Raw genomic sequence first — 21,919 nt, forward strand, 5'->3', positions numbered from 1 at the left:
GGTTCAGGCTTCTGTGCCCACCGGGCAAGCAAAAGTATCCGGGTTGTCCCGGTCAAAAATCTCGTTGGCCCAGAGCATACAGACCAGCTCGTCGTCTCCCACATTGGTGATATCGTGGGTCCAGCCCGGCACGGTTTCCACAATCTCCGGCTTGTCCCCGGAGGTGAACAGCTCGTAAAACTCGCCGGTTAACATATGGCGAAAACGGAAACAGGCCTCGCCCTTGATCACCAGGAACTTCTCGGTTTTGGAGTGATGATAATGGCCACCCCGGGTGATACCAGGATGGGCGGTAAAAAAGGAAAACTGGCCGGCATCCCGGGTTTTCAGCATCTCCACAAACACACCGCGCTCGTCACCATGCTGCGGCACGATGTAGGTGAACCGCTCCGGGGGCAAATAGCTCACGTAAGTGGCGTATAAAGCGCGGGTAAGGCCCGTGCCCACCGGTTCCGTGACCAGGTTCTCCCGGGTAGCCTTGAAGCGATTAAGCTGGTCCGCCAGGCCACCCACGGTAATTTTGTAAACCGGCGCCACCTCAACAAACGGGCCAGGGTCGCTGCTTTTCCCCTCCACCAGCGAGATAAAATGGCTAACCACGTCATCCACGTACACCAGATTAATCTCAGCGTCCGGATCTTTAATCGGCACCGGCAGATCCCGGGCGACGTTATGGCAGAAGGTTGCCACCACAGAGTTGTAATTGGGGCGCGCCCATTTGCCGAACACGTTGGGCAGGCGGTAAATATGCACCGGGTTACCGGTGGCCTCGTTCAGCGCCAGCAAGGCCTCTTCCGCGGCCCGTTTGCTGCTTCCGTAATCGTTCTCCCGCTTCGCCTGAATGGACGAACTGTAAATAACCGGAATCTTGCGGCCACTTTGTTTTACCACGTCACACAAGGCCTGAGTGAGCCCGGCATTCCCGGTAACAAACTCCGAAGGGTCGTCGGGGCGATTGATGCCAGCCAGGTGAATAACCCAGTCCACCCCCTCCAGCAAACCGGATAAATCATGCTCGGCATGCTCCCGGGTAAACGGAACCACCTCAAAATCGCTTGTTTCGCCCAGGTGCATCAGCAAGTTTTTACCGATAAACCCGTTCGCGCCGGTAACCAATACTTTCATGACTCAATCCTCCGGGTTGAGGTATTCACCCCGTTCCAGGGCACGAATGAAATCCAACTTGCGCAGCAGGGTTTGCATGCCCGCAACATCCAGGCGATCGGTATTGTGGGAATTGTAATCCTCGGCATGGGAGATCTTCTCCTCGCCCTCCTCAATAAACTTGCCGTAGTTCAGGTCGCGAAGATCCGGCGGAATACGGTAATAACCGCCCCTGTCTTCCGCACAGGCCATCTCTTCCCGACTCAGCAATACTTCGTAAAGTTTCTCCCCGTGACGGGTACCGATTTCGTGGATGGGATGGTCCGATTTATTCATTAACTCCGTCAAAGTCCGGGCCAACGTTTCAATGGTGGCAGCTGGGGCCTTCTGGACGAACAGATCGCCGTTCTCGCCGTGCTCAAAGGCATACAGCACCAGATCCACCGCGTCCCCCAGAGTCATCATGAACCGAGTCATGTTCGGGTCCGTGATCGTAATTGGCTTTCCAGCACGAATCTGATCAACGAATAACGGAATCACAGAACCACGAGAAGCCATCACATTGCCATATCGGGTACCGCAGATCACCGTTTTCTCGGGATCAACGTTACGGGACTTGGCCACCATCACCTTCTCCATCATCGCCTTGGAAATGCCCATGGCGTTGATGGGGTACACGGCCTTGTCTGTACTGAGGCAGACCACCCGCCGGACTCCATTCTGTATCGCTGCCTCTAGAACATTTTCCGTGCCGATCACGTTTGTCTTCACTGCCTCCATAGGATGAAACTCACAGGAGGGCACCTGCTTAAGTGCGGCAGCGTGGAAAATGTAATCGACACCCCGGGTAGCGTTCAGCAGGCTGGTGTAATCACGCACGTCACCAATGTAAAACTTCAGCTTGGGATTGGCGTACCGCTTGCGCATGTCATCCTGCTTTTTCTCATCCCGGCTGAAGATCCGAATTTCTTCGATGCCAGTGTCGAGAAATTGGTTAAGAACTGCGTTACCGAAGGAGCCGGTACCACCGGTAATCAGGAGCTTCGCACTACTAAACATTGTATTTTCCTTCTCATCTCTCAAACGGAGCAAAACCAATACTCCCAATTTATTACACTTTCTCCATACCTAATCTACAGTCTAATCACCTAAATCAAACACAGAACTTCAATAATACTCTCAAGGGATGATTACCTCGAATCACTTTCATAAAAAAAATTATATGGCACAAAAGTGTAACTTTGAGCTTCAGCACGAACTCTTTCATCGCCAACAATTCTTTCTCTTTCATTATAGATGCTCACAAAGCTTGAGATACAGAACCAAATTGCCAAACTGGATATAGCCGCGACATACAGAAAATTTTGGCCTAACCTTCTAGAAAAAAAACCATGCTCGCATAGCATGTAAAACAGAACAGCGAAAACCATAAGGTAAAGCCTAGATGCATAATTAAAAATCATTACTGAGCAGAACAAAGCCAAAAAATAAAAAGTCGTAAATAACAAAGATCCAGGAATTGACTTAACTGTCAGAAACGAAGAGAATATAAGAAAGCTAAACAGAGTTGCAACGATCGAAAATTCGAAGTCCGGGATGGAAATCAGACCATACAAGATCAGCTTTTCCTCTAAATACTTATGAAAAGTTAAATAAAATATACAGAAAAAAATAAAAGAAACAAATAATAATAGAAGCTTTCTCGGAGCACCAATCTTCATACAAGCAATGAAAATTGGAACGAAAATAATCGCAGAGAAGTGTGAAAAAATTGAAAACAAAAGCATTACGTAGGAAGCCTTCAGCCTACCACAACCCATCAAGCTCAACGAATAAAGAAAAAACAGGAGCGCCAGCGAAGCCCTCAAGACATTAAAATGATAATCAATAAAATAAATCGAAATATAGAAAAAAAGAAATATATACTTATTTGTAAGCGAAGAAAAAACTTTAAAAAGTATAAATGTTTGAACAAAAGAGATTACAACGAGAAGAAAAGTAAAGCTTCCAAAAAAATTACTAATTATATAAACAATAGAATAAAAAACAGGCTCCTTTAAAAAAATAAATTTCCACGAACCCCAAGCGTTAAAAACCTCGTTAAAGTAATACTGATACGAATACGTGTCAATCCCCGTGTCACCGCGAAAACCTGGAACAAAAAAAATAACTAAAAATACTAAAAAAACTAAATAACCTGATAATTTCTTCAAGTTTGCAGCAAGAAAAATCAGAAATGCGGAAAAAGCGGAAATAGATAGATAAAAAAGCATCAAGCAGGCTCAAGATTAAATTTTATAGACGCAACAACATCCATGATAGATCCACTACTTATGGAAAAATTTTCAGACTAATTCCACCTACTTTAAAATCCAGAAAATGCCACCTCTAACGCATCATCATTATTCTTTTAAATATCGTGAAAAATAGAGATAACAAGAAAGTAGCTCCGTTTAGATCCAAGCCCTTCTCAGCGCAACGAAAGAAGACGATCATAAACTGACATCACTTGTTCGACATGTACACCCAACGCAAAAAGCTCTTTCGCTTTAACTCGTCCTGAAAGGCCATATTCAACCGCTTTTGATCTGTTGGAATTCAAACAATTAATTGCATCCGCCAAGTTCTTCGGATCAAAAACATCCACAAGAATGCCATTCTCGTCATGATCGACGACTTCACTCATGCCCTCAATGTTCGAAGCAATCACGGGTTTTCCACGCGAAAAGGCTTCTATAATTGGCCTTGAGAAATGCTCGACAGTAAAAGGACTTATTAAAATATCTGCACCGTCGATTAACTCATTGGGGTCACTAACCACGCCTATAAATTCCACGTTATCAAGGCGAACAATTTCAAATAATTTTCTATAGTCACGCCTGCGTATAAGGAAATCGAATCGACTCAAGCCTTTCACTTTAAACGAAGACGTTTTCTCGAAAATGGAATAACCACCTGCCAACTGAACAACAATGTCTTTGTCCAGATACTTCACCGCTTCGGCCACAACGCGAAAACCCTTCACCTTGGCCATTCCTCCCAAGTAAACGACTTTATACGGGGCGGAGCCGGAAAAGGGTTCACGATACTTTTCAGGAATATCCACTGAGTTATAAATAGTAACTGACTTTTCTTCAAGACCAAGCCTTTTTTTATTATCATCGCTTATGCATATAAAAACATCAACCGTCCTGCGAAGAAGCCCACGGATCAGCCATGTTCTTAAGCCGAGATAACCTCTAGCCTCAAAAGGATCACGATTATGACAAACCACAGGAATATTTTTCCTTTTCGCAGCATAAGCCCACGAAGAAAGCACGTCAGAGTTTAAGTGCACTAGATCGGGGTTATATTTTTTTAAATATTTGGGGGCTATAAAAAATGCGTTGATTAGCCAGTCTTTAAAAATAAAAAGATAACGATACATTTTATACCATGCCATGAAGCTTTTTTTATGATGGGACAGGTAGTTTTTTGCTTTACCAACAACATCCACTTTAATTCCTTTCTCTTCAAACAAGTCAACGGCTGCACTTTGCTGCTGAAATACTACAGAAGACTTATATTTTTCCTTCGGCAAATTACTAATCAGGTTCAAGAGGCTTTTAGGCGCGCCACCAATCCCGTGTCCATGATGGACATATAATATTTTAACTTCATTACAAGAGGACATTAACAATTGTTCCTTTAATCATCGCACTCAGCCTTCCTATCTCAACTGAGCATTTTTGAGCAAAGTGCAGAAAATTCTATTTGCTTAGCGCCCGATCTGAGACCATGGGAATTGAGTTTTTTTGAAATGTCAGCATATCGTCACGAAAACTTTTTCGTCTCTAATAAAAATCGGCTAGCGCGACCAATCTCATCGCGAAAAATTACACTCCAGCTCAACAAAATCACCAACCAATATCCGACCATCCATCCCCCCAATACACTCCCCCAAAGAGTAAAAACCACCGCTCCAGCTACGGTGACAAAGGAAAAGAAATAGAGCAAACCTCTTGGCATCGGCTCCCACAAGTAAATTGAGAATTCTGTTCGAAGCAAAAAGAAGATCCAGAAAGAAATGCATGTACTCACTGCCGCGCCAGCCGCCCCATAACTGGGGACCAACCACCAGTTACCGCCCAGATTGACCGCGAACGCTATACTTGCTGCCAACATCGCATATGAGCTGCGCCGAGATATCCCAATCCCTACGACAGTGGTTTCAGACAACGTGTAAAGCAAAGGGTATCCAACGCAAGATACCAAAACCCATTGAACGGCAGCATACTCAGGCGGCAAGAACAAGGTCACCATCCATGAAAATAGTCCAGCTAACGCAAAGCCCAAGACCACCAACGCCAGTATAAATCGACTTACCTTATGAACATTTTCCAGTCCTTTTCCTGCAGACGCCCATTTGTATACCGTCGGTGCCCAGACGGTAGAGAATACACTTTGCAAGATAGATGCAGCTGCGGCAAAATTGACCGAAACGGAGTAGAGACCAAGCTCCTCAAAACTTGCCAGCATTCGAAGAAACACCTTATCAATCGCTGTAAGGCCCCAAAATGCGAGTCCGCCGAGTATCAGCGGCAAACCAAATCGGAGCATCCTTTTCAGATGACCGACATCCAGGCTCGTCTTGATGGCCGCCAGCCATTCCATTCGTGTGTTCCAGACGAAAATCACACAAATAAAGCTTATCGAGGCGACATTAGCTAGCACTAAATTCGTTAGATTTTTCTCCGCCCCTACTGCGATATAACCGCCAATTATTGCTAACAGGAGAAGCTTTGGAAGCAGCTGACTCATTGAAAATGCCAGGCCGCGTTCGTTCATTCGTAGCACCAATGACAAAAAGCGCGAGATGAAACTTACCACCAGAGCCAATGCTACAAGCACAGTCAAGTGCCAATGCGGCTCTTCAAACAACCAGCTAGCCAACGCTCCGCCAAACGACAGCAGTACAAGGACAGTTATTACCAACAATACCAAACCGGGCAGCATAGCTCGTTTGAGCAGCGCCGGTTTATTCTGAGCCTCGTGAAATTCCCGTACGTAGGATTGGTCCAAACCGAGGCTGAATAGCAAAATACCGAAGCCGAGGGTAACCTGCAGCATCGCCATTCGGCCAACATCTTCCTGCGAAAAAAACCAAGTAATGACTGGGAGCGAGATAAGGCTAAGAACAGCTCCCCCGACCGGGCCTATTGCGAAGGCAGCTATTTGTTTGGGCGTCACTGATAAAACTCAAAAATGGCGTCAATAACCTGCTGCTGAGTCGAGACCTCAATTCCGAACCAGATCGGCAATCTCACTAAACGTTCACTTTCCTTGGTCGTGAACCAATCCTCGCCATGAAAACGTCCGAAAGTCCGACCGGCTTTAGCCGTGTGCAGTGGTACATAATGAAACACCGCCTGAATGTCCCGGTTTTTGAGATGCTCCAACAACGTAGTGCGCTCTTTAAGTCCGGAAGTTTTCAGGTAGAACATGTGAGCGTTGGGGGTACACCCGCTTGGTGTGGTCGCAAGCTCGATGTGGGCTGACTTTGCTAACGGCTGGAGCTGCTGCCAATAAAAATCCCAAGAATTCAGGCGTGATTCGTTGATCTCGGCAGCGTGATCCAGTTGCGCCCAGAGATAGGCCGCCTGTAATTCACTTGGCAAGTAGCTGCTGCCAATATCCACCCATTGGTACTTGTCTACCATCCCTCGAAAGAACTGACTCCGGTTCGTACCTTTCTCGCGAATAACCTCTGCACGTTCCGCAAAGCGATCATCATTGATGATCAGAAGGCCACCTTCACCGCCACTGGTGTAGTTCTTGGTTTCGTGGAAGCTGAACGTACCAAGGTGACCAATTGTCCCCAGCGCTCGACCTTTGTAGCTGCTCATCATACCTTGCGCAGCATCTTCAACCACATACAAATTGTAGCGCTCTGCAATATCCATGATCGTATCCATTTCACAGGCTACGCCGGCATAGTGGACAGGCACAATGGCGCGGGTTTTGGGTGTGATTGCCGCTTCGATGATGCTTTCGTCAATATTCATCGTGTCCGGCCGGATATCCAAGAACACAATCTTGGCACCGCGCAATACGAACGCGTTTGCGGTACTCACAAAAGTATAACTCGGCATGATCACTTCATCGCCGGGCTTTATTTCGATCAATAGAGCGGCCAGTTCCAGAGCCGCAGTGCAGGAGGGAGTCAAGAGTGTTTTCAATGCTGGCAGGCTGTTTTCAAACCAACTCTGACATTGTTTACCGAAAGGGCCATCGCCTGACAGCTGGCCACTCTTCATGGCCAGCCTGAGGTATTGCTCTTCAGCTCCGGTACAAGGCGCCCGGTTAAACGGGATCATTATTGCTGTCCTTTGAGAAATTTCACTTCCAGTTCGAGTAAATCCTGCTTTCGATCTTTAATTCTCCTAGCGGGGTTACCAGCATAGATTCCCCAGGGCTGTGTGCTTTTGTTTACAAGCGTCATCGCACCAACGGAACAGCCATCTGCCAAGTCCACACCCGGAAAAACTATGGAACTTGCACCAATAATGACGTGTCGACCAATACGAATTGACGCTTTGCGTTCATTCTTAAACTCATCGCTAACAGTCGGATTTGTCAAAGTTTTACCTGAATAGTCGTCCGATTGAGAAAACACCTGAACCCCATATGCCAAGCCTGAGAAGTCCTCAAATGTGACCCCCTTTTCGCCTCCAGCAACCAAGCAGAAAGGTGCCAAGTGAACATACTTCCTGATCTTCACGTGGCCAGAAATAACACAAAAATCATCGATCCGAGAGCAATCCCCAAGTTCAATAGTTTCGGGATTGTAGATACTCGCTTTATCACTGACCTTCACATTCTTACCGACTGCCTTAAACCCCATGGCCAGCAGTGTTTCGCTTTTTAGATAAGCCATCTTTTCCCTCAAAAATATCTGAAAGTTGCCTAACCAGCGTCGCTTTGCAGAAGTACGAATGAATAATACATGCGTTCTTTCGCGCCTCTTCCCTTTCTATCGGTTGCAGCTGCAGCTCTTCAACATCATTCAACTTAATACCGAGACCGTGCAGGAATCGCCAATGACTCACATCGCGTCGCATGAAAACCCTCTTGCCCATCGCCAACAAGGTAATGGTATTACCCATTGCTTGCTGCCTGCGGTGATTAAAGATAGCGATATCCACGCTTTTCAAGAATTCCAGATACTGCTCGAACGGCATGAAATCCGTCATGGGCACAAACTTATCCCCAAACCATGCGTGGCCTTGAGCTATTACTTTGTTGGCGTAGTCCTCGTCGCCGTAGGACAGTGGCGCGTAAATTTTAATATTCTGACCTTTATAGGCCAGTAGCCGCTCAAATGCCTCAATGTGATTGTTGCCTGGGTCTGCTGAGTTGCCTAGAAGTATGTTCAGCCTACTTTTTTTGCGGTTCAGGGCTACCTCGACCGCCAACTGCGGGTCTACCACGTTGCTCAGATACACCAAGCATTCATGGTGGGTGCCCAATGCTCCGTACCATTGGCGGGCCAGATCTACATCGCCTTCTATGCACGTGACGAGATGGCCCATACGGCGAATAACGGAGTAGCGAAGCGCTTCTTTGATGCGTGACTTCAATTCATTTGAGGCTTGCTTGTACTGATATAAGTCCCCACCCCAGATGATCCAGTGGCACTTGGGCAGTATCCAAGGACACAATGCAAGAATCGCGACTACACGAATATTAAAGAGACCATGGAGCATGACCTTACGGGCGCTGTGCAGCGTTCTCACCAGTTTTGCATAGCCAACCAGTTCGCTCCAAAAGCCGTTTTTGCAAACGAAAACGGTCTCGCTTTGTTCCACTGGGTATTTTTCAACGGAACCGGTAAACCAAAACTGGTGACGTTCTTCCTGGAACTCCCTTTGAACGAACTTCACGAACGGCGGTATGAACTTGTCCAGCGTTGCTACATGCAGTATCACGGGCTGACCATCACAACTCACCAAGTGCAAGGGCGTTCAGATATTCACCGTAGGCGTTCTTGCGAAGTTCCTGAGCTTGCTGTTCGAGTTTCTCTTTACTGAGCCAACCCTTGTTAAAGCCTATTTCTTCTAGGCATGCAATCTTGTAGCCTTGGCGTTTCTCGATGGTTTCAACAAACTGAGCCGCTTCCAGCAGACTTTCATGAGTGCCGGTGTCCAGCCAAGCAAATCCCCGCCCCAATAGGTTCACTTTTAGTTGGTTATTTTCAAGATACGCCCGGTTCACATCGGTGATTTCCAGCTCGCCGCGATCAGAGGGTTGAAGCGTTTTTGCAATTTCGACCACCTTGTTGTCGTAGAAATACAAGCCGGTAACCGCAAAGTGGGACTTAGGCTTCATCGGCTTTTCTTCAATCGAAACCACTTTTTGAGCGCTGTCAAACGCCACCACGCCAAAACGTTCCGGGTCTTTTACCTGGTAACCAAAAACTGTTGCACCACCTTGATCTAAGACTTGATTCCGGGCTTCTTTCAGCTTTGGAACAAAGCCCTGCCCGTAGAAGATGTTGTCCCCAAGCACTAGGCATACGCTGTCGTTGCCGATGAACTCTTCACCGATAATAAAGGCTTGGGCCAGGCCATCCGGGTTTGGCTGTACTTCGTAGCTGAGTTTGATTCCAAACTGTGCGCCTGTACCCAGCGCGCGCTTGAAGCCGGTCTGATCTTCCGGAGTGGTGATAATGAGAATGTCTTGGATACCCGCGAGCATTAGTACAGAAAGCGGGTAGTAAATCATGGGTTTGTCGTACACCGGCAAGAGTTGTTTAGAGGTGCCGAGTGTTATGGGGTACAGGCGAGTGCCTGAGCCACCTGCCAGGACTATGCCTTTCATGGTTTGGTTCCTTCTGGTGAAGATGAGGTCAGAACTCTGGTTATGACCCCGCACCTAAGCGCTGGCGTTGGTAACTACCGTCGTGTACCCGCTGGCACCATTCCAGGTTATCAAGGTACCACTGTACCGTTTTACGAATGCCGGTTTCGAAGGTTTCCTGCGGCTTCCAGCCCAGTTCTTTTTCGATTTTGCTGGCATCGATGGCGTAGTGCAGGTCGTGGCCTGGGCGGTCTTTTACGTAGGTGATCAAGTCGCGGTAATGCGCTGTCTGGGGCCGGAGCTCCTGGAGAATATCGCAGAGGGTATGCACTACTTCAATGTTCTGTTTTTCGTTGTGGCCGCCGATGTTGTAGGTTTCGCCCGGGTTGCCTTCGGTCACCACTTTGTAAAGCGCGCGGGCGTGATCTTCTACGTAAAGCCAGTCGCGGATCTGGTCGCCTTTGCCGTAGACAGGCAGGGGCTTGCCTTCCAGCGCGTTGAGAATGACAAGGGGGATAAGCTTCTCGGGAAAATGGTAGGGGCCGTAATTGTTGGAGCAGTTGGTGATCAGGATGTGCAGGCCGTAGGTTCGGTGCCAGGCTCTAACCAAATGGTCTGAGCTGGCTTTGCTGGCAGAATAAGGGCTGCTTGGGGCGTAGGGGGTTTGTTCGGTGAATAGTGGCAAGCCAGATTGTCGGATTCCGCTTTGCTCTGTCCGATCTAAGGGGGCAGTCTCGCATGTGGACTCGGCCAGGTCGCCGTAGACTTCGTCTGTGCTTATGTGGTGGAAGCGGAATGCCTCTTTGTGTGGTGTTTCCAAAGTATTCCAGTAGGCTCTGGCGGCTTCCAGCAGGGTGTAGGTGCCTACGATGTTCGTTTCGATGAAGTCTGCCGGGCCGTCTATGGAACGGTCCACGTGGCTTTCGGCGGCCAGGTGCATGATAGCATCAGGCTGGTGTTGAGACAGTACCCGGTCCACTTCGGCGCGGTTGCAGATATCGACTTGTTCGAAGCTGTACCGGGCGCTGTCAACCACCTCGGCCAGGCTTTCGAGGTTGCCGGCGTAGGTGAGTTTGTCTAGGTTGACCACTTCATTTTTGGTGTTGTTGATGATGTGACGGATGACTGCGGAGCCTATGAATCCGGCGCCGCCGGTTATTAACAATTTCATTTTGAATAGGTGCTCTTACTTTTCAGAAGTACAAGGCTTAAAAGTTGCCTCTTGGAAAGCATTAATGGCTAACCGATGGCATCCTCGCCAAGCTGCTCTCTTACCAGCACAACAAATTCGGAGAAAAAGGCAAGAAATACCCCCATCATTCCTCCAAGAAGTACCGCCAAAATTACAATGAGGCTTCGGCTAGTGCCCTTACGTTCGGCGTTTTCCCGGCTAACAACGAGCGTTTCTCCCGAGCTCAGCCCTTCCAGCTTGCCCTCTAACTCCACTCGCTTTTGAAAGGCTTCTGCAATAGCGGAACCGGTGTCTTCACCGCCCTGTAGTGACTCTATTGCCCGGTCAACCGCCTTGATGCGGCTCTCCAGGCTCTTCTTTTCTCTGTTCAGCAGCACTTGGTGGCGCTCTTTCACCTGGTTGACCAGCTTTTCGTGGGTTTCTTTCACCAGCGACGCGTTTTCGGGCGCGGCTTCAGAAGCCATCCGGATCAAGCCGGTATTTTCAGGATTGGAAAAACTGACGTCAAATGGGAGCTTTTCCTCTTCCGCCTGACGATGGGTCGCCTGGATTTCAGGAAACCAGCGGTTTTCCAGGGTAGCAATGGTGGTTGCGGGTTCCTCTACGGTTTTTCCTGAATCCACTTCCGCCATCTGAACAAGGCTTACGTACTCGTACTTGTCTGGCATTAGCAATATCGCATAGGCCAGCCCTACCAGTGTTGTGACGAAAAAAACCACGTAAAAAACCCGCCTGCGACGGATGAAGGTGGTGGCCAGGTCGACAAGGCTTATCTCGTCGTCGTAGGTCGGGCGCCTTTCAGGAGTGTTGTCCATTAACTCGAACCTGTTGTTTCTGTTTAAGTTGTTCGTTCAGGCACGCTACCGCCCCACCTACCAGAACTCAGTGTGTTGGGGCTCAATACGCTTGGCTATGAAGACGACGAAAACATGAGTAGCGTTCCCAACGGCGTCCGAGTCAGGCAGCGTGTGGTTGATTGCAGTAATGGGGCGCAATTCTACGGCATCACGGCTTACAGGCAAGTCGCGATCTCCCTTACATTGTAAATCGGATCATCGGATTTGGTTAATTATTGTTAAATGGTTGGGGTTGGGAGCTTGAATCTGGGCTGGTTGTCGGATTACGCCCGTTGGCCTCTTGCGCCCTTCACGGGTCAGTCCGATCTACGTGAATCTCGAGAGCCCAAGGTTGAGAGTGGAACTTTTACGGTTTGTTGTTTTTGCATGAAGCTGATCAGGACAATGGCGCGCTCTTCACCGTCGTAAGCCTGGAAGATGGCGCTGATGCCCTTGAACGGGCCTTCGTCCAGCTCGACGGCCTGGCCGGGTTTGATGCTGCCCTGCTCTGCTACAGTATCCAGGCTGGCTTTGATGTGTTGGATAACCTCATCCGGGATGGAGGCGGGTTTATTGGCAAAACTCACGATGCGTATGACACCGCGGGTGGACCGCAACTTGGCCCACATGGGGTCGGTTTGCTCCAGGTTGACGAACAGGTAACCGGGAAAGAGGGGCTCCAGCTTTTTGGTTCGCTTGCCTGCCTTGATCTTTTCTACCGTGATTTTGGGATAGAAGCAGGCAATGTCCTGGTTTTGCAGGTGTGCCAGGGCGCGGTCACCCTGGGCGGGTTTGTGTTGGAGGGCGTACCAGGTCATCTATATCCTTGAAACTGAATCGGGGTCAGGGAAGCATTCTTAATGTCGAGCTGTCGGTTTCTGCATTGCTGATTGCCGTTAACTAACTGTTGATAATGATGATATTACCACAGCATGAAGATCATTCCGGCCAGATTACCAACCGACTACTTTCCAAAGCTTCAGTCAAATCCTTAAAGATCGACTCATGATCCTCGGCGTAATTATAAAGATCTGTGGCGAAGATACCGCCATCAGGCCGTTGCCGGCTGAAGAAACGCCCCTGTCTCGCACAAGAGTACTCATCTTTGTTTTTCGGGTAGATAATAAGATGCACAAAGCGACCAAGGCGCGTGCTGAAGTGATCCACTACGTCCAGATGAGAAATATCCGACCATGGAATCTCTTTGAATTCACAGTCGTCGATTCTCAGAAACTGTGGAGTGATCTCAATAACATTGTTGCGAATTCTGAAATCGTGAGACCAGATACTGAAAAGAAATAGGCCGATCAAAAGCATAAGACCTATTGTAAACAGAAGTGATGTGTCCTCGTACATAAAGTAGCCGGTCAAACCCACTGCGCCGAGGTGCAGCACCCCCATCGAATAGATTAAAGGTTTATCTTTCGAGTAAATCTTCGTCCTAGTGGTCGTCGGTAAATCGTTCTGGGTTAATTCCATGCACATCACTCCATTCATACCTGTTTTAATTCCAGGCCAAAAAACGTGTTGCAAGGTGAGTAATCGTTGATTAATTACCAACTTGTATGGTGTTTTCTGCCCCCGAAAATTGGCCAAACTACGCCAACATCGCCCCACCCGGCTCCTCCTGCAATGGCAGGCCCCGCCCCTGAATATGGGCATCCAGAATGCAAGGATGGTGGAAGTTCGTACTCCGCAGGCGGTCCCGGTAGGTTTGTTCATGGTTCTCGCGCCAGGCCTCCGGTGACATTTTCCGCCACTTGAACGGATCACGCCCGGTGCTTTCGTCCCACTGTGCAGTAACCGGATCACGGGACCGGAAGGGCTCAAAGACGGGGACGTCTGGCAGGGGCCGGGTGACATCCATGTACTGCTGGCGCATGTCCCAATAGGCATACACTTCCTTTTGGTCCATAGCGTCAGTGAGTAACCCCTTCATCCATAACTGGTGTTTGCTGTAGCGGTGTTGCAGTACCAGGTTGAAGTACCGGCCACCACGGCCCGAGGGTGTGTGAACCAGATAGGCATCGAATTCGATGAAGGGGGCCTCGAAGACCTCTTTGCCTTCCTTGATCCGAACCACACCCTCGCGGCGGTACAGGCCCGTGGGGTTGGCCCGCTGTCGCTTGTCGGTGAGGTGGGCTAACAGGAGGCGACTGTATTTGCCGCCGAAGTAACCTACGGCTAGAACTGAATAGGGAATTTCAAATGTGTGGTATACCCTTTTGGCTCCTTCTATGGTCGGGTCAGTAAAGAGCGCAGTAAGGATTAAAACGACTAATGGGAATAGGGATACGAAAAAACCGACTGCCGCACACATGTAAAGCATGTGCAAAAAGCCCTGCAACCCACTCAAAACCCCCTTGCTGACAGAGAACACGGATTCTCCCCAGGGATGCCCATCCTCCGCATCACTTTCATCCTCGAACAGCCGGGCGTAGGCCAACTGCGTCTCCATCGTGTTGGGCATTACCGGGTTCTGGTAGTGGCCCCAAGGCAGACGCTGAAATGCCTTGTCCATGTCCGGATGGCCGCCCGGTGGTAGCGCCGGGATGGCATCCGAGCGATAGGCGGTGGCCTGGTAGTGGTCCGTCATAAGTTGTTAACTCGTAATCGTAAGCCAGCGGGGGTTTAGGCAGGTGAAAACGGAGCACCTGCCGTTCGGCGTCGCCCCTTCTAAACCATCGCCCCCTGACTCAGATTGGGTACGCTTTTCTCCATTCGGTCTTCCAGTGTCGACCAGGGGAATTCCCGAATCTTCTTCAGGTGTGCCGGGTAACCTTCTTCCTCCCACCATGCCAGGTCCATCGTCGCCCAATAGTGTGCCGGGCGTCCGCGCTTACCCGCTGCATCATACTCCGTCGTGGTGGGGTCCAGGGGGCGGAACTTCTCAAGGGCAGGAACATCTGGCAAGGGCTGGCTTACGTCCATGTAGCGCTGGAGTTCGTCCCAGTGTGCATACAGCTCTACTTTGTGGATATCCGCCACTTGGGCCACGGTGGTTTGCCAACCGGTGTAACGGTGGCGCAGGAGCAGCTTGTAGTTCACGGGGCCCTTGGGGTTCACGTGGAACGAGATGTAGGGATCAAACTCGATAAACGGCGCTTCGAAGGTTTCTTCACGCCAGGTGCGAAACTTCACCATACCGGTAGTCCGGAAGAAGCCACAGCCCAGGTCCCTGACGATTAGACCGGGGTAACGCTCGAGGAGCCTGGTGAATGGGTAGCGGAAAAGCAGGTGAAGACCGAGCACCACTAACGTCATTACCGAATAACTTTCAAACTTGATGATGGTCGCTATATCCGCCAATACTGAGCAGAACAACAAAAGCTTTAGCATTCCATAGTCTGCAAAAGCACCTGCAAGCGTCAGCAGAAGCTGCCAGCGAGTTTTGACGAAGTCAGAGGGTTTTTTCTCATGCGTCCACTCGGGACCAACCCAACCGGCCCCTCCCGTATTGAGTCTTTCTTGATGGGATTTAACATATTGCGGACGAACATGGATGTTAAGGTGGCTATAATCACCCCAGGGCAACCGCTCAATGAAATCCCCTGCCTCCAGGGACTTGGCAAACCCACTGATGTCCTTCAGCGGAGCCTGTTCGGGAATGGCGTCCCGGCGATAGGCACCCGATGCGTAAGTGGCCATTGGTTCGTTACCGGCTTGCATGGTGTTTGATGTCCAGGTCGGTGAGCTGTTCGCTGATTTCCCGAATCGTATAGGTTTCCTGCTGGCGATCCCAGACCTTGACCTGGAAGGTGAGTTCCAGGCTTTTCACCGAGTAGCGCGTGGCCACGTATTCGTGATTGTGCTCGTTCGGGACCATTTCCGGAAGCTGGGCCTCCGACACTACGAAATGAATAGTGTGGCTGCCATCAAACCGATAATCGAGGTGGCGGGTATTGCCACTCCTGGAGGCAAGTGTCTTCGTACCAGCCCGGCCAAGCGCCTGGCAATGGGTGCGTTCGTATTCCAGCTCCCACTCGATGGTTACCGGCTCGCCCGAGATGGCCAATGCCGGTGCGGAAAAGGAAAACACGGATTCTGCTGCGCCCTGCCACGGCGACAGGCCATTCTCCTGCAGGAAGCTGTCCAGCCCGGCCCCGGTTACCCTCGTTATCGACAGAGGCATCATGGATTTAAGGAGCCCCAGGTACGCGGCATCCTCTTCCAGCAGTTCCGGGCGTTGATCTTCCAGGCTTCCCGAGAATGGGCCGCCCCGCAACCAGTTGCTGATGGCATCGTCCTTGATTTCGTAATACAGCCATTCACCCAACCCATAGATACCCAAACCAATCACGGTCACCCAGCCCGCGCTGACCGTACCTCCCCAGCCTAACGCCGCAGCGGCCCTGGATAACAGCGCCGCTGCCACGGCCCGCTCACCGGCACGGTGCACCAACTGGCGCCCCATGGGGGTCAGGATTCGGCCGGCAATGACGTCTGAATTGGTCATGACACCCACCCCCACCGCCTTAGTCAGGTCGGCTGAGGCCAGTTTCAGTCGTCCCTGAAAGACGTTCGCCGCCGCGTCCCAGATCATAACGGTGACAGTAAACATCCCCGCTATCCAGCCTGCGGCCTGCAGTTTGTTGCGGACAACTTTTTCTGCATATCCCTCTGAGGCTTTAATCTTGACGCTCCCGGCCATGGCAGAGAACCACTTAGCTTCCTGTTTCCAGGCACCAACCTGTGCATCGAGCCAGGCGGTTCTCTGGGGTAAAACAGAAAGTAACTGTCCGGAACTGACGAGCAGATCTAACGCAGCACTCATGAACCCTGCGCCATAACGTGCCCCATCCCCAGAATAATTGACTGCATTCCAAAAATTGAACACATCCAACACTACCAAAAACGGTGGCAACCCTATCGGGCTCACCGAAGCCGTATGGAAAAACTGACCAACAGGGCGCCGCCTCACCACTTCCTCAAAAGCCTGACTGTCAGCCAGTCTCAGTGTGGCACCCACCGCGGCGCCGGAAGTCAGGGTGTTCCCCTGTTCATCCACCACATCGAGCAGCGTATAAAGCTTGCCATCCTCGGCACTGTTCAACTGAAGAGTGGTTTTTCCAGGTATGGCGGCTTCAGCGAAGCCTTCGAATGCCCCTTTCACCTGGCTGACCTTTGCTTCAAAGGCAACGCCTTTCTTCAGGAGGGTTTCCTGGACACCGCCAAGCCACCATTGGCTGACTTCTGAAAAGGGTGCGGACAGCGCGTGCATACCAAAGCGGGTATCCGAGAACATTTCCGAAATATCAGGCGCACTGGTTTTATCGAAATGCTCGGCAAGGCTGCGCAGTACGTTGGCCTCGGCTACTCGCATAGGCTGTTCACGGTCCTGGAGCGCTCTGACCATAGCACGGAGCTTTTCACCAGTGGCGTCGCCGGGCAATGCTTCGGACGGGTCTTTGAAGGGCAACAGGAGCGCTGCCAATGCGTGGTCACCCACCATCAGGGATTCGTTAAGGTCCTCCGCATCGCTGGCTTTCAGCCGGCCCGCGTCCTGGGGCAACAGTAGAGGGTCGGCCCTCCCTACCGGCATGGTCAGGGCCTGGAGCAGCGGGCCGGCTTGAACATACCCGGCTATATCGTTACCGGCCTCGGCGTTGAAGAGATCACGCAGCACTTCCGTCAGGTTTTCCGTACGTGTGTCTTCCATCAGGCGTACAACAGCGCCCTGAGCCTCGATCAGGTAGCTGCGCAGGGCTGCGCGCTCCACCTCGTAGACGGTACGCAGCAGGCGTCCGTCTTCACTGTCATCCAGCCGATTATCAAACCAGCTCCCCTCTATGCACAGGGGGTTTCTGGAGCCGTTCGGCAGCACCTCTCGCCGGAAATTATTGTGAAACAATTCCGCCGTGACTCCATGGGGCCGCTTCTTGATGTTGTCCACCAGCGCCAGAAGAAGCGCCAGGCTTTCATTCATATGCTGAACCAGGTGCCTGGCCGCAAACAGCGGGTCCCGCAATGTCAGGGATAACAGGTGGCGGTTACGCAGGGGCTCGAATACATCCACGCCTTCGGCAATCTCCGGCAGCGCTTCTCCTTTCAGGTGCAAGTATCGCCAGCGGGGGACCAGCATCTGCGGGTAGATATCCATGTCGGCATCAACAACAGCCTCATCGGATTCAATGGCGTCCCGCTGGGTGACAATTTCATCCATCGTTCTCTGGGTGGCGCTGCCATCGATATCACGCAGCCATTGGTTCGGCATGAAAATGTCCCGCTCCAACGGGTTATCCCGGGCACGCATGGGAACAAGTTCGTCAACCCGGTGCCAGTCAGGGAACATGCCTCCGGGTATCCGATCCAGGAAACCCTTTATGGCGCGGGCATTACGGCAACGGCTGCCACGGAGCGAGTCGTCGCTTTCCAATGCTTCGATGTGCTGCCAGGACCACTGGGTATCGCTGAATGCCAGCTCCACATCATCGTATACGTCCTGGCCACGCAACCGGGCCGGTATGTGCACTGTGTCCACTTCGGGGCCTACGGGAGGCCGTTCATTCCTGTCTTCATCGCCAGCCTGTCGGAATCGTGCCAGGTCCGTATCCCGCAGTAACGGCGCCGATTCCTCTGCGGTGACCACAAACAGTTCGCGCCACAGGCGCCCTTGGAAAAAGACGTACACCCACCCGGTTCGCAGCGGCGCCGCCACGCTTTCCTCATAACCGGTCATGGGGCGTGGGTAGCTCAGTTCTCCAGCGTCGCAGAACACCGTGGGGTGTACCGCCACCATCAGGCTGTCCTGGAAATACCTCTGGGGAGGTCGGAGCGTGACGGGCGCGATCTGTTCCTTGTCTATCACAGGCACCACGACCTTTTCATCGCCATGGAGTTCCAGGACTAGGGACCGTTGCGTAGGTGCTTCTACATGGCCGGCGAGGATAGGCCCCATTCGCCCACGGTGATCTGCACAGGGCTCCATGGGCTCTGGACAAGGATCCTCCGTTTCGTGGTCCAGCAAACAGTAATGGTGTCCGTCCAGGGAATCCTCCCCGACCAGTTCCAGCCAAAAGGTGCGCGACGGTGTACAGGGGGGTGGTTTAATGGCTGGCATTGTTAAAGTCCTTTTTCATGTAGTCCGTGGAATTCCAGTTCCGCGTTTTGCCACAGTGCGCCTAGCTCAGCTTCTGATTCGGGGCATTCATGGCCTGCAGACCACAACTCACGAATGATCCGGCTTCGATGGCTTGGCGTGTGTTTATGGTTATTCACAATGGCTATGCACCGTGGCCAACCACTTACCCACGTTAATAACCTTTCAAAGGAGCGTGGCTGATGAGCGTGCAATCCCTCCCCTTCCGTGCTTGCGCCCCTTGCGCTGGATAAATGCGTATATTCCCCGTGATTAATGGCCCAAATCAGCAGTTCTCCTTCACCGATAAGCCCGCCTGCGGCATCGGGCAGGCACGTATTCAGAACTTCGAGAAAACGCCCATCGTATGGTCTTACAAAACAGGGACCGTAGGTTTCAAAATGGAGCATCAGGCTTTTGCGAATACCGTTCAGGGCTGAATTCCGTTCACGTTTTGATACCAGGATGGCCAATGCCTCATCCACACCCCACTGGGACAGGGCATGCTGACAAAGCGTACTGTCGAGGGTTGTCATAACAACAAGGGGGCCGGCGCTCCTATGCGGTTCAAAAGGCGTTTCGTCGAATAGCCAGAACCAATCTGGATTGGCATCCAGGGTATAAAGTTGCCGAAACACATCCTCTTCGTCGTACCTTGCTGCGTCGATAATGAGCAGACAGTGCTCCCGGGCTGACACCTTCCAGTCGTTAAGGGCCCGATCAAAGTCAGCCAACGAGTACGACTTATCCAACGCAGGCGCAGTTAACAACATCGCAGGTTCCATCCATTTTTTTCTGGCACATCTGCTGTGCCGGTGTTCGATCAGACGCGGCCTCCAACAGTGCATTCGGGGTAATCTGCGAGGCATCAGCGTTCGCCCGCTGGCCCACCTCCGCAATCTCCACCGGCGCAACCGCCCCACCATTCTTCTCCACCAACCCAGGCATCTCCGCCACCTGCACCTTCTGCCCACTCCCCTTACCCGGCGAACCACCCGCATTAAGCTTGATGGCGGCACCGCCCATGGCAACACCACTCGGATCAATCTTCACAAAGCTGCCCCCAGCCTTGAGGGTGATTTCGGCGCCGGCTTCGATGACGGCTTTCTGGCCGGCCTTGATGTGCAGTTCGGTGCCGGAGTCGCTGAGCCAGGCGGTGCCGGCCTTCAGGTGCAGAGTGCCGGTGACGTTGAAGCTGTGGTCTTTTCCGGTTTGTTCCCGCTTTTCACCGTCCACAGTGGCGTGGTCATTGCCCTTGATGTGAGCCTTGCGGTGGCTGTCCACGGTCAGGTGGCTGTCATTTTTGATGACTTCGGTACGGTTGTTCTCGGTCAGCAGGTCCAGGTCTTTCTGGGCGTGGATGTAGATCTGCTCTTTGTCCGCTTCGTCCTCAAATCTCAGTTCGTTACTGCCCTCACCCTTGTGGGTCTGGGTTTTCAGAGTGGTGCGTGTCTTGTGCTCCGGCAGCGCATACGGCGGTGTATTCGTGGCGTGATAGGTTCTACCGGTAATAATGGGCTGGTCCGGGTCGCCATCCAGGAAGGAGACGATGACTTCATTGCCGATGCGCGGTAAAGCCATGAAGCCATACTGGCCGCCGGCCCAGCCCTGGCTGACCCGCAGCCAGGCGCTGCTGTGTTCGTCGTTCTTGGAATAGCGATCCCAGGGGAACCTGACTTTAACCCGCCCGTGTTCGTCGCAGTGGATCTCTTCGCCTTCCGGGCCGGTTACGATGGCGATCTGGGGGCCGTCCATCAGGGGGCGGTGGTCAACCTGAGGGCGCCAGGTGCGGTCCGCCGGAATGGCGTTGAAGGCGTTATGGTAAGTGGTGGAGCCACTGTTGCCGTCTTCTTCCAGGGCCTGGGGTTGTTCGCCGGTGTGGGTGATGCTGGTGAACAGCCATTCCCGGTTCAGGGTCTGGTTGTCGTGTTCAGTGAGTTCGATTTTGGCGCCTACGGTGAAGTCGGGGCGGTTGCTCTGGCCGTTGGCGGTAGCAGCGTCGTTTCTCAGGGCGTCCATGCGGCTTTCGGTGAAGGGCTGGCCGCTGGCGTCCTGTTTGAAACGGCCGGGGTAGTCGTAGTGCTGGTAGTCTTCCCGCTGAGCATCTAGTTTGTCGGCCTGCTGCTCGTGCATTAATGCGTAAGCCGGGTTTTTGAAGGTGTAGTCCTTCATGGCGACGGAAGCGGCTTTGACCCGTTCCCGGTAGCTGAACTGGAAGACGGCGCTCTGGCGGCGGCTGCTGCCGCCGGCCTTGCCGTTGTATTCAGCGGGTTCCAGTTTAGGAGCGTCACCATGGTGGTCGGCGATGATCAGGGCCGGTTGTTCTTCGCCATTCACGTCACCGTGATTATACCGGTAGTGCCAGCCTTCCTCGGCAGACAGCCGTTCAATAAAGTCCAGATCGCTTTCCCGGTGCTGGACGCAGTATTCCCGTTCCTCGAGGGTGCGCTTAAAATCAAACACGGTATCGACGATGCCCCGCTCTTCCAGCAGGGTGCGCACGATGGCAGCGGTGGCCTGGATCTGGAAGATACGGCTGTTGTGCATCAGGCCCAGGCGCCACAGCGGGGGCTGCACTATGACTTCGTATCGGGTGCGGCGGTGGCCGGTGTCGCCACGGGCGAATTCGTTGACCACGCCGTGGAAACGCCGCAGCGGCACACCGTCCTGCCAGATCACCAGTTCCACGGGCTGCTCCAGCACGTCTTCAGGGGCAATGTCCGGGGACGTACTGGCCAGTTCCAGCTTGCAGTGGCTCAGCCTGGAGAGGTGTTCAGTCAGTTCGAAACGAGCGACCACGAACAGGTCTTTGGGGAGGCGGCCAAGGGTGGCCGTGAACTGCAGTCCGGTTGCCTGAGGCATGTCTTCGAT

18 protein-coding genes are annotated in these 21,919 nt (G+C 51.9%); all 18 read right to left on the reverse strand.

The annotated features are described in order from the left end of the window. Window positions 1-3: 3 nt before the first annotated feature. Window positions 4-1,125: a UDP-2-acetamido-2,6-beta-L-arabino-hexul-4-ose reductase gene (wbjC, locus tag FO268_RS00850; RefSeq protein WP_150988225.1), complete on the reverse strand. Its 1,122-nt coding sequence runs from the start codon at window positions 1,123-1,125 to the stop codon at window positions 4-6. A 3-nt stretch (window positions 1,126-1,128) separates the two neighbouring features. Continuing rightward, the gene (locus FO268_RS00855) at window positions 1,129-2,163 is read right to left on the reverse strand and encodes a polysaccharide biosynthesis protein (RefSeq protein WP_150988227.1); all 1,035 of its coding nucleotides are present in this window, start codon (window positions 2,161-2,163) and stop codon (window positions 1,129-1,131) included. A gap of 131 nt (window positions 2,164-2,294) precedes the next feature. Next, window positions 2,295-3,377: an EpsG family protein gene (locus tag FO268_RS23305; RefSeq protein ID WP_150988230.1), complete on the reverse strand. Its 1,083-nt coding sequence runs from the start codon at window positions 3,375-3,377 to the stop codon at window positions 2,295-2,297. Window positions 3,378-3,574: 197 nt separating this feature from the next. Next, the gene (locus FO268_RS00865) at window positions 3,575-4,777 is read right to left on the reverse strand and encodes a glycosyltransferase family 4 protein (RefSeq protein WP_150988233.1); all 1,203 of its coding nucleotides are present in this window, start codon (window positions 4,775-4,777) and stop codon (window positions 3,575-3,577) included. A 140-nt stretch (window positions 4,778-4,917) separates the two neighbouring features. Then, complete coding sequence (locus FO268_RS00870) at window positions 4,918-6,333, reverse strand: oligosaccharide flippase family protein (RefSeq protein WP_150988236.1); 1,416 nt, start codon at window positions 6,331-6,333, stop codon at window positions 4,918-4,920. Continuing rightward, entirely contained in the window at window positions 6,330-7,460 is a 1,131-nt protein-coding gene (rffA, locus tag FO268_RS00875; protein ID WP_150988239.1) for a dTDP-4-amino-4,6-dideoxygalactose transaminase, read from the reverse strand. Before rffA ends, FO268_RS00870 begins: the two co-directional genes overlap by 4 nt. Then, window positions 7,460-8,020 (reverse strand): acyltransferase, encoded by a 561-nt coding sequence (locus FO268_RS00880; RefSeq protein ID WP_150988242.1) that lies wholly within the window; start codon window positions 8,018-8,020, stop codon window positions 7,460-7,462. Before FO268_RS00880 ends, rffA begins: the two co-directional genes overlap by 1 nt. Beyond that, window positions 7,977-9,071 (reverse strand): TDP-N-acetylfucosamine:lipid II N-acetylfucosaminyltransferase, encoded by a 1,095-nt coding sequence (locus FO268_RS00885; RefSeq protein ID WP_191966777.1) that lies wholly within the window; start codon window positions 9,069-9,071, stop codon window positions 7,977-7,979. The genes FO268_RS00880 and FO268_RS00885 overlap by 44 nt, the downstream gene beginning before the upstream one ends. A 10-nt stretch (window positions 9,072-9,081) precedes the next feature. Next, complete coding sequence (rfbA, locus tag FO268_RS00890; RefSeq protein WP_150988246.1) at window positions 9,082-9,963, reverse strand: glucose-1-phosphate thymidylyltransferase RfbA; 882 nt, start codon at window positions 9,961-9,963, stop codon at window positions 9,082-9,084. 40 nt (window positions 9,964-10,003) lie between these two features. Further along, the gene (gene rfbB, locus FO268_RS00895) at window positions 10,004-11,113 is read right to left on the reverse strand and encodes a dTDP-glucose 4,6-dehydratase (protein WP_150988249.1); all 1,110 of its coding nucleotides are present in this window, start codon (window positions 11,111-11,113) and stop codon (window positions 10,004-10,006) included. 68 nt (window positions 11,114-11,181) lie between these two features. Next, on the reverse strand, window positions 11,182-11,949 hold the full coding sequence (locus FO268_RS00900) for a Wzz/FepE/Etk N-terminal domain-containing protein (RefSeq protein ID WP_150988252.1): 768 nt from the start codon (window positions 11,947-11,949) through the stop codon (window positions 11,182-11,184). 338 nt (window positions 11,950-12,287) lie between these two features. Continuing rightward, entirely contained in the window at window positions 12,288-12,788 is a 501-nt protein-coding gene (gene rfaH / locus FO268_RS00905; protein WP_150988255.1) for a transcription/translation regulatory transformer protein RfaH, read from the reverse strand. A gap of 121 nt (window positions 12,789-12,909) precedes the next feature. Beyond that, on the reverse strand, window positions 12,910-13,449 hold the full coding sequence (locus FO268_RS00910) for a hypothetical protein (RefSeq protein WP_150988257.1): 540 nt from the start codon (window positions 13,447-13,449) through the stop codon (window positions 12,910-12,912). A 118-nt stretch (window positions 13,450-13,567) separates the two neighbouring features. Further along, complete coding sequence (locus tag FO268_RS00915; RefSeq protein WP_150988261.1) at window positions 13,568-14,566, reverse strand: hypothetical protein; 999 nt, start codon at window positions 14,564-14,566, stop codon at window positions 13,568-13,570. Between the two features lie 80 nt (window positions 14,567-14,646). Next, the gene (locus FO268_RS00920) at window positions 14,647-15,618 is read right to left on the reverse strand and encodes a hypothetical protein (RefSeq protein ID WP_150988264.1); all 972 of its coding nucleotides are present in this window, start codon (window positions 15,616-15,618) and stop codon (window positions 14,647-14,649) included. Window positions 15,619-15,625: 7 nt separating this feature from the next. Beyond that, window positions 15,626-19,030 (reverse strand): hypothetical protein, encoded by a 3,405-nt coding sequence (locus tag FO268_RS00925; protein WP_150988267.1) that lies wholly within the window; start codon window positions 19,028-19,030, stop codon window positions 15,626-15,628. A 2-nt stretch (window positions 19,031-19,032) separates the two neighbouring features. Continuing rightward, window positions 19,033-19,833 carry a DUF4123 domain-containing protein gene (locus FO268_RS00930; protein WP_191966779.1) on the reverse strand — a complete coding sequence of 267 codons (801 nt, stop codon included), beginning with the start codon at window positions 19,831-19,833 and terminating at the stop codon, window positions 19,033-19,035. Then, complete coding sequence (locus FO268_RS00935) at window positions 19,793-21,910, reverse strand: type VI secretion system Vgr family protein (RefSeq protein WP_150988273.1); 2,118 nt, start codon at window positions 21,908-21,910, stop codon at window positions 19,793-19,795. The genes FO268_RS00930 and FO268_RS00935 overlap by 41 nt, the downstream gene beginning before the upstream one ends. Between the last annotated feature and the right edge of the window lie 9 nt (window positions 21,911-21,919).

The sequence above is a fragment of the Marinobacter denitrificans genome (assembly GCF_008795955.1).
GTDB classification, from domain to species: Bacteria; Pseudomonadota; Gammaproteobacteria; order Pseudomonadales; family Oleiphilaceae; genus Marinobacter; species Marinobacter denitrificans.

What these genes read in the sequence shown, in the direction of transcription:
- FO268_RS00935 (WP_150988273.1), bottom strand. Translation starts at nt 21,910, where the DNA reads ATGCCTCAGGCAACCGGACTGCAGTTCACGGCCACCCTTGGCCGCCTC.
- FO268_RS00920 (WP_150988264.1), bottom strand. Translation starts at nt 15,618, where the DNA reads ATGGCCACTTACGCATCGGGTGCCTATCGCCGGGACGCCATTCCCGAA.
- FO268_RS23305 (WP_150988230.1), bottom strand. Translation starts at nt 3,377, where the DNA reads ATGCTTTTTTATCTATCTATTTCCGCTTTTTCCGCATTTCTGATTTTT.
- FO268_RS00925 (WP_150988267.1), bottom strand. Translation starts at nt 19,030, where the DNA reads ATGCCAGCCATTAAACCACCCCCCTGTACACCGTCGCGCACCTTTTGG.
- FO268_RS00910 (WP_150988257.1), bottom strand. Translation starts at nt 13,449, where the DNA reads ATGGAATTAACCCAGAACGATTTACCGACGACCACTAGGACGAAGATT.
- FO268_RS00900 (WP_150988252.1), bottom strand. Translation starts at nt 11,949, where the DNA reads ATGGACAACACTCCTGAAAGGCGCCCGACCTACGACGACGAGATAAGC.
- rfbA (WP_150988246.1), bottom strand. Translation starts at nt 9,963, where the DNA reads ATGAAAGGCATAGTCCTGGCAGGTGGCTCAGGCACTCGCCTGTACCCC.
- rffA (WP_150988239.1), bottom strand. Translation starts at nt 7,460, where the DNA reads ATGATCCCGTTTAACCGGGCGCCTTGTACCGGAGCTGAAGAGCAATAC.
- FO268_RS00855 (WP_150988227.1), bottom strand. Translation starts at nt 2,163, where the DNA reads ATGTTTAGTAGTGCGAAGCTCCTGATTACCGGTGGTACCGGCTCCTTC.
- rfaH (WP_150988255.1), bottom strand. Translation starts at nt 12,788, where the DNA reads ATGACCTGGTACGCCCTCCAACACAAACCCGCCCAGGGTGACCGCGCC.
- FO268_RS00915 (WP_150988261.1), bottom strand. Translation starts at nt 14,566, where the DNA reads ATGACGGACCACTACCAGGCCACCGCCTATCGCTCGGATGCCATCCCG.
- rfbB (WP_150988249.1), bottom strand. Translation starts at nt 11,113, where the DNA reads ATGAAATTGTTAATAACCGGCGGCGCCGGATTCATAGGCTCCGCAGTC.
- FO268_RS00930 (WP_191966779.1), bottom strand. Translation starts at nt 19,833, where the DNA reads ATGGAACCTGCGATGTTGTTAACTGCGCCTGCGTTGGATAAGTCGTAC.
- wbjC (WP_150988225.1), bottom strand. Translation starts at nt 1,125, where the DNA reads ATGAAAGTATTGGTTACCGGCGCGAACGGGTTTATCGGTAAAAACTTG.
- FO268_RS00865 (WP_150988233.1), bottom strand. Translation starts at nt 4,777, where the DNA reads ATGTCCTCTTGTAATGAAGTTAAAATATTATATGTCCATCATGGACAC.
- FO268_RS00880 (WP_150988242.1), bottom strand. Translation starts at nt 8,020, where the DNA reads ATGGCTTATCTAAAAAGCGAAACACTGCTGGCCATGGGGTTTAAGGCA.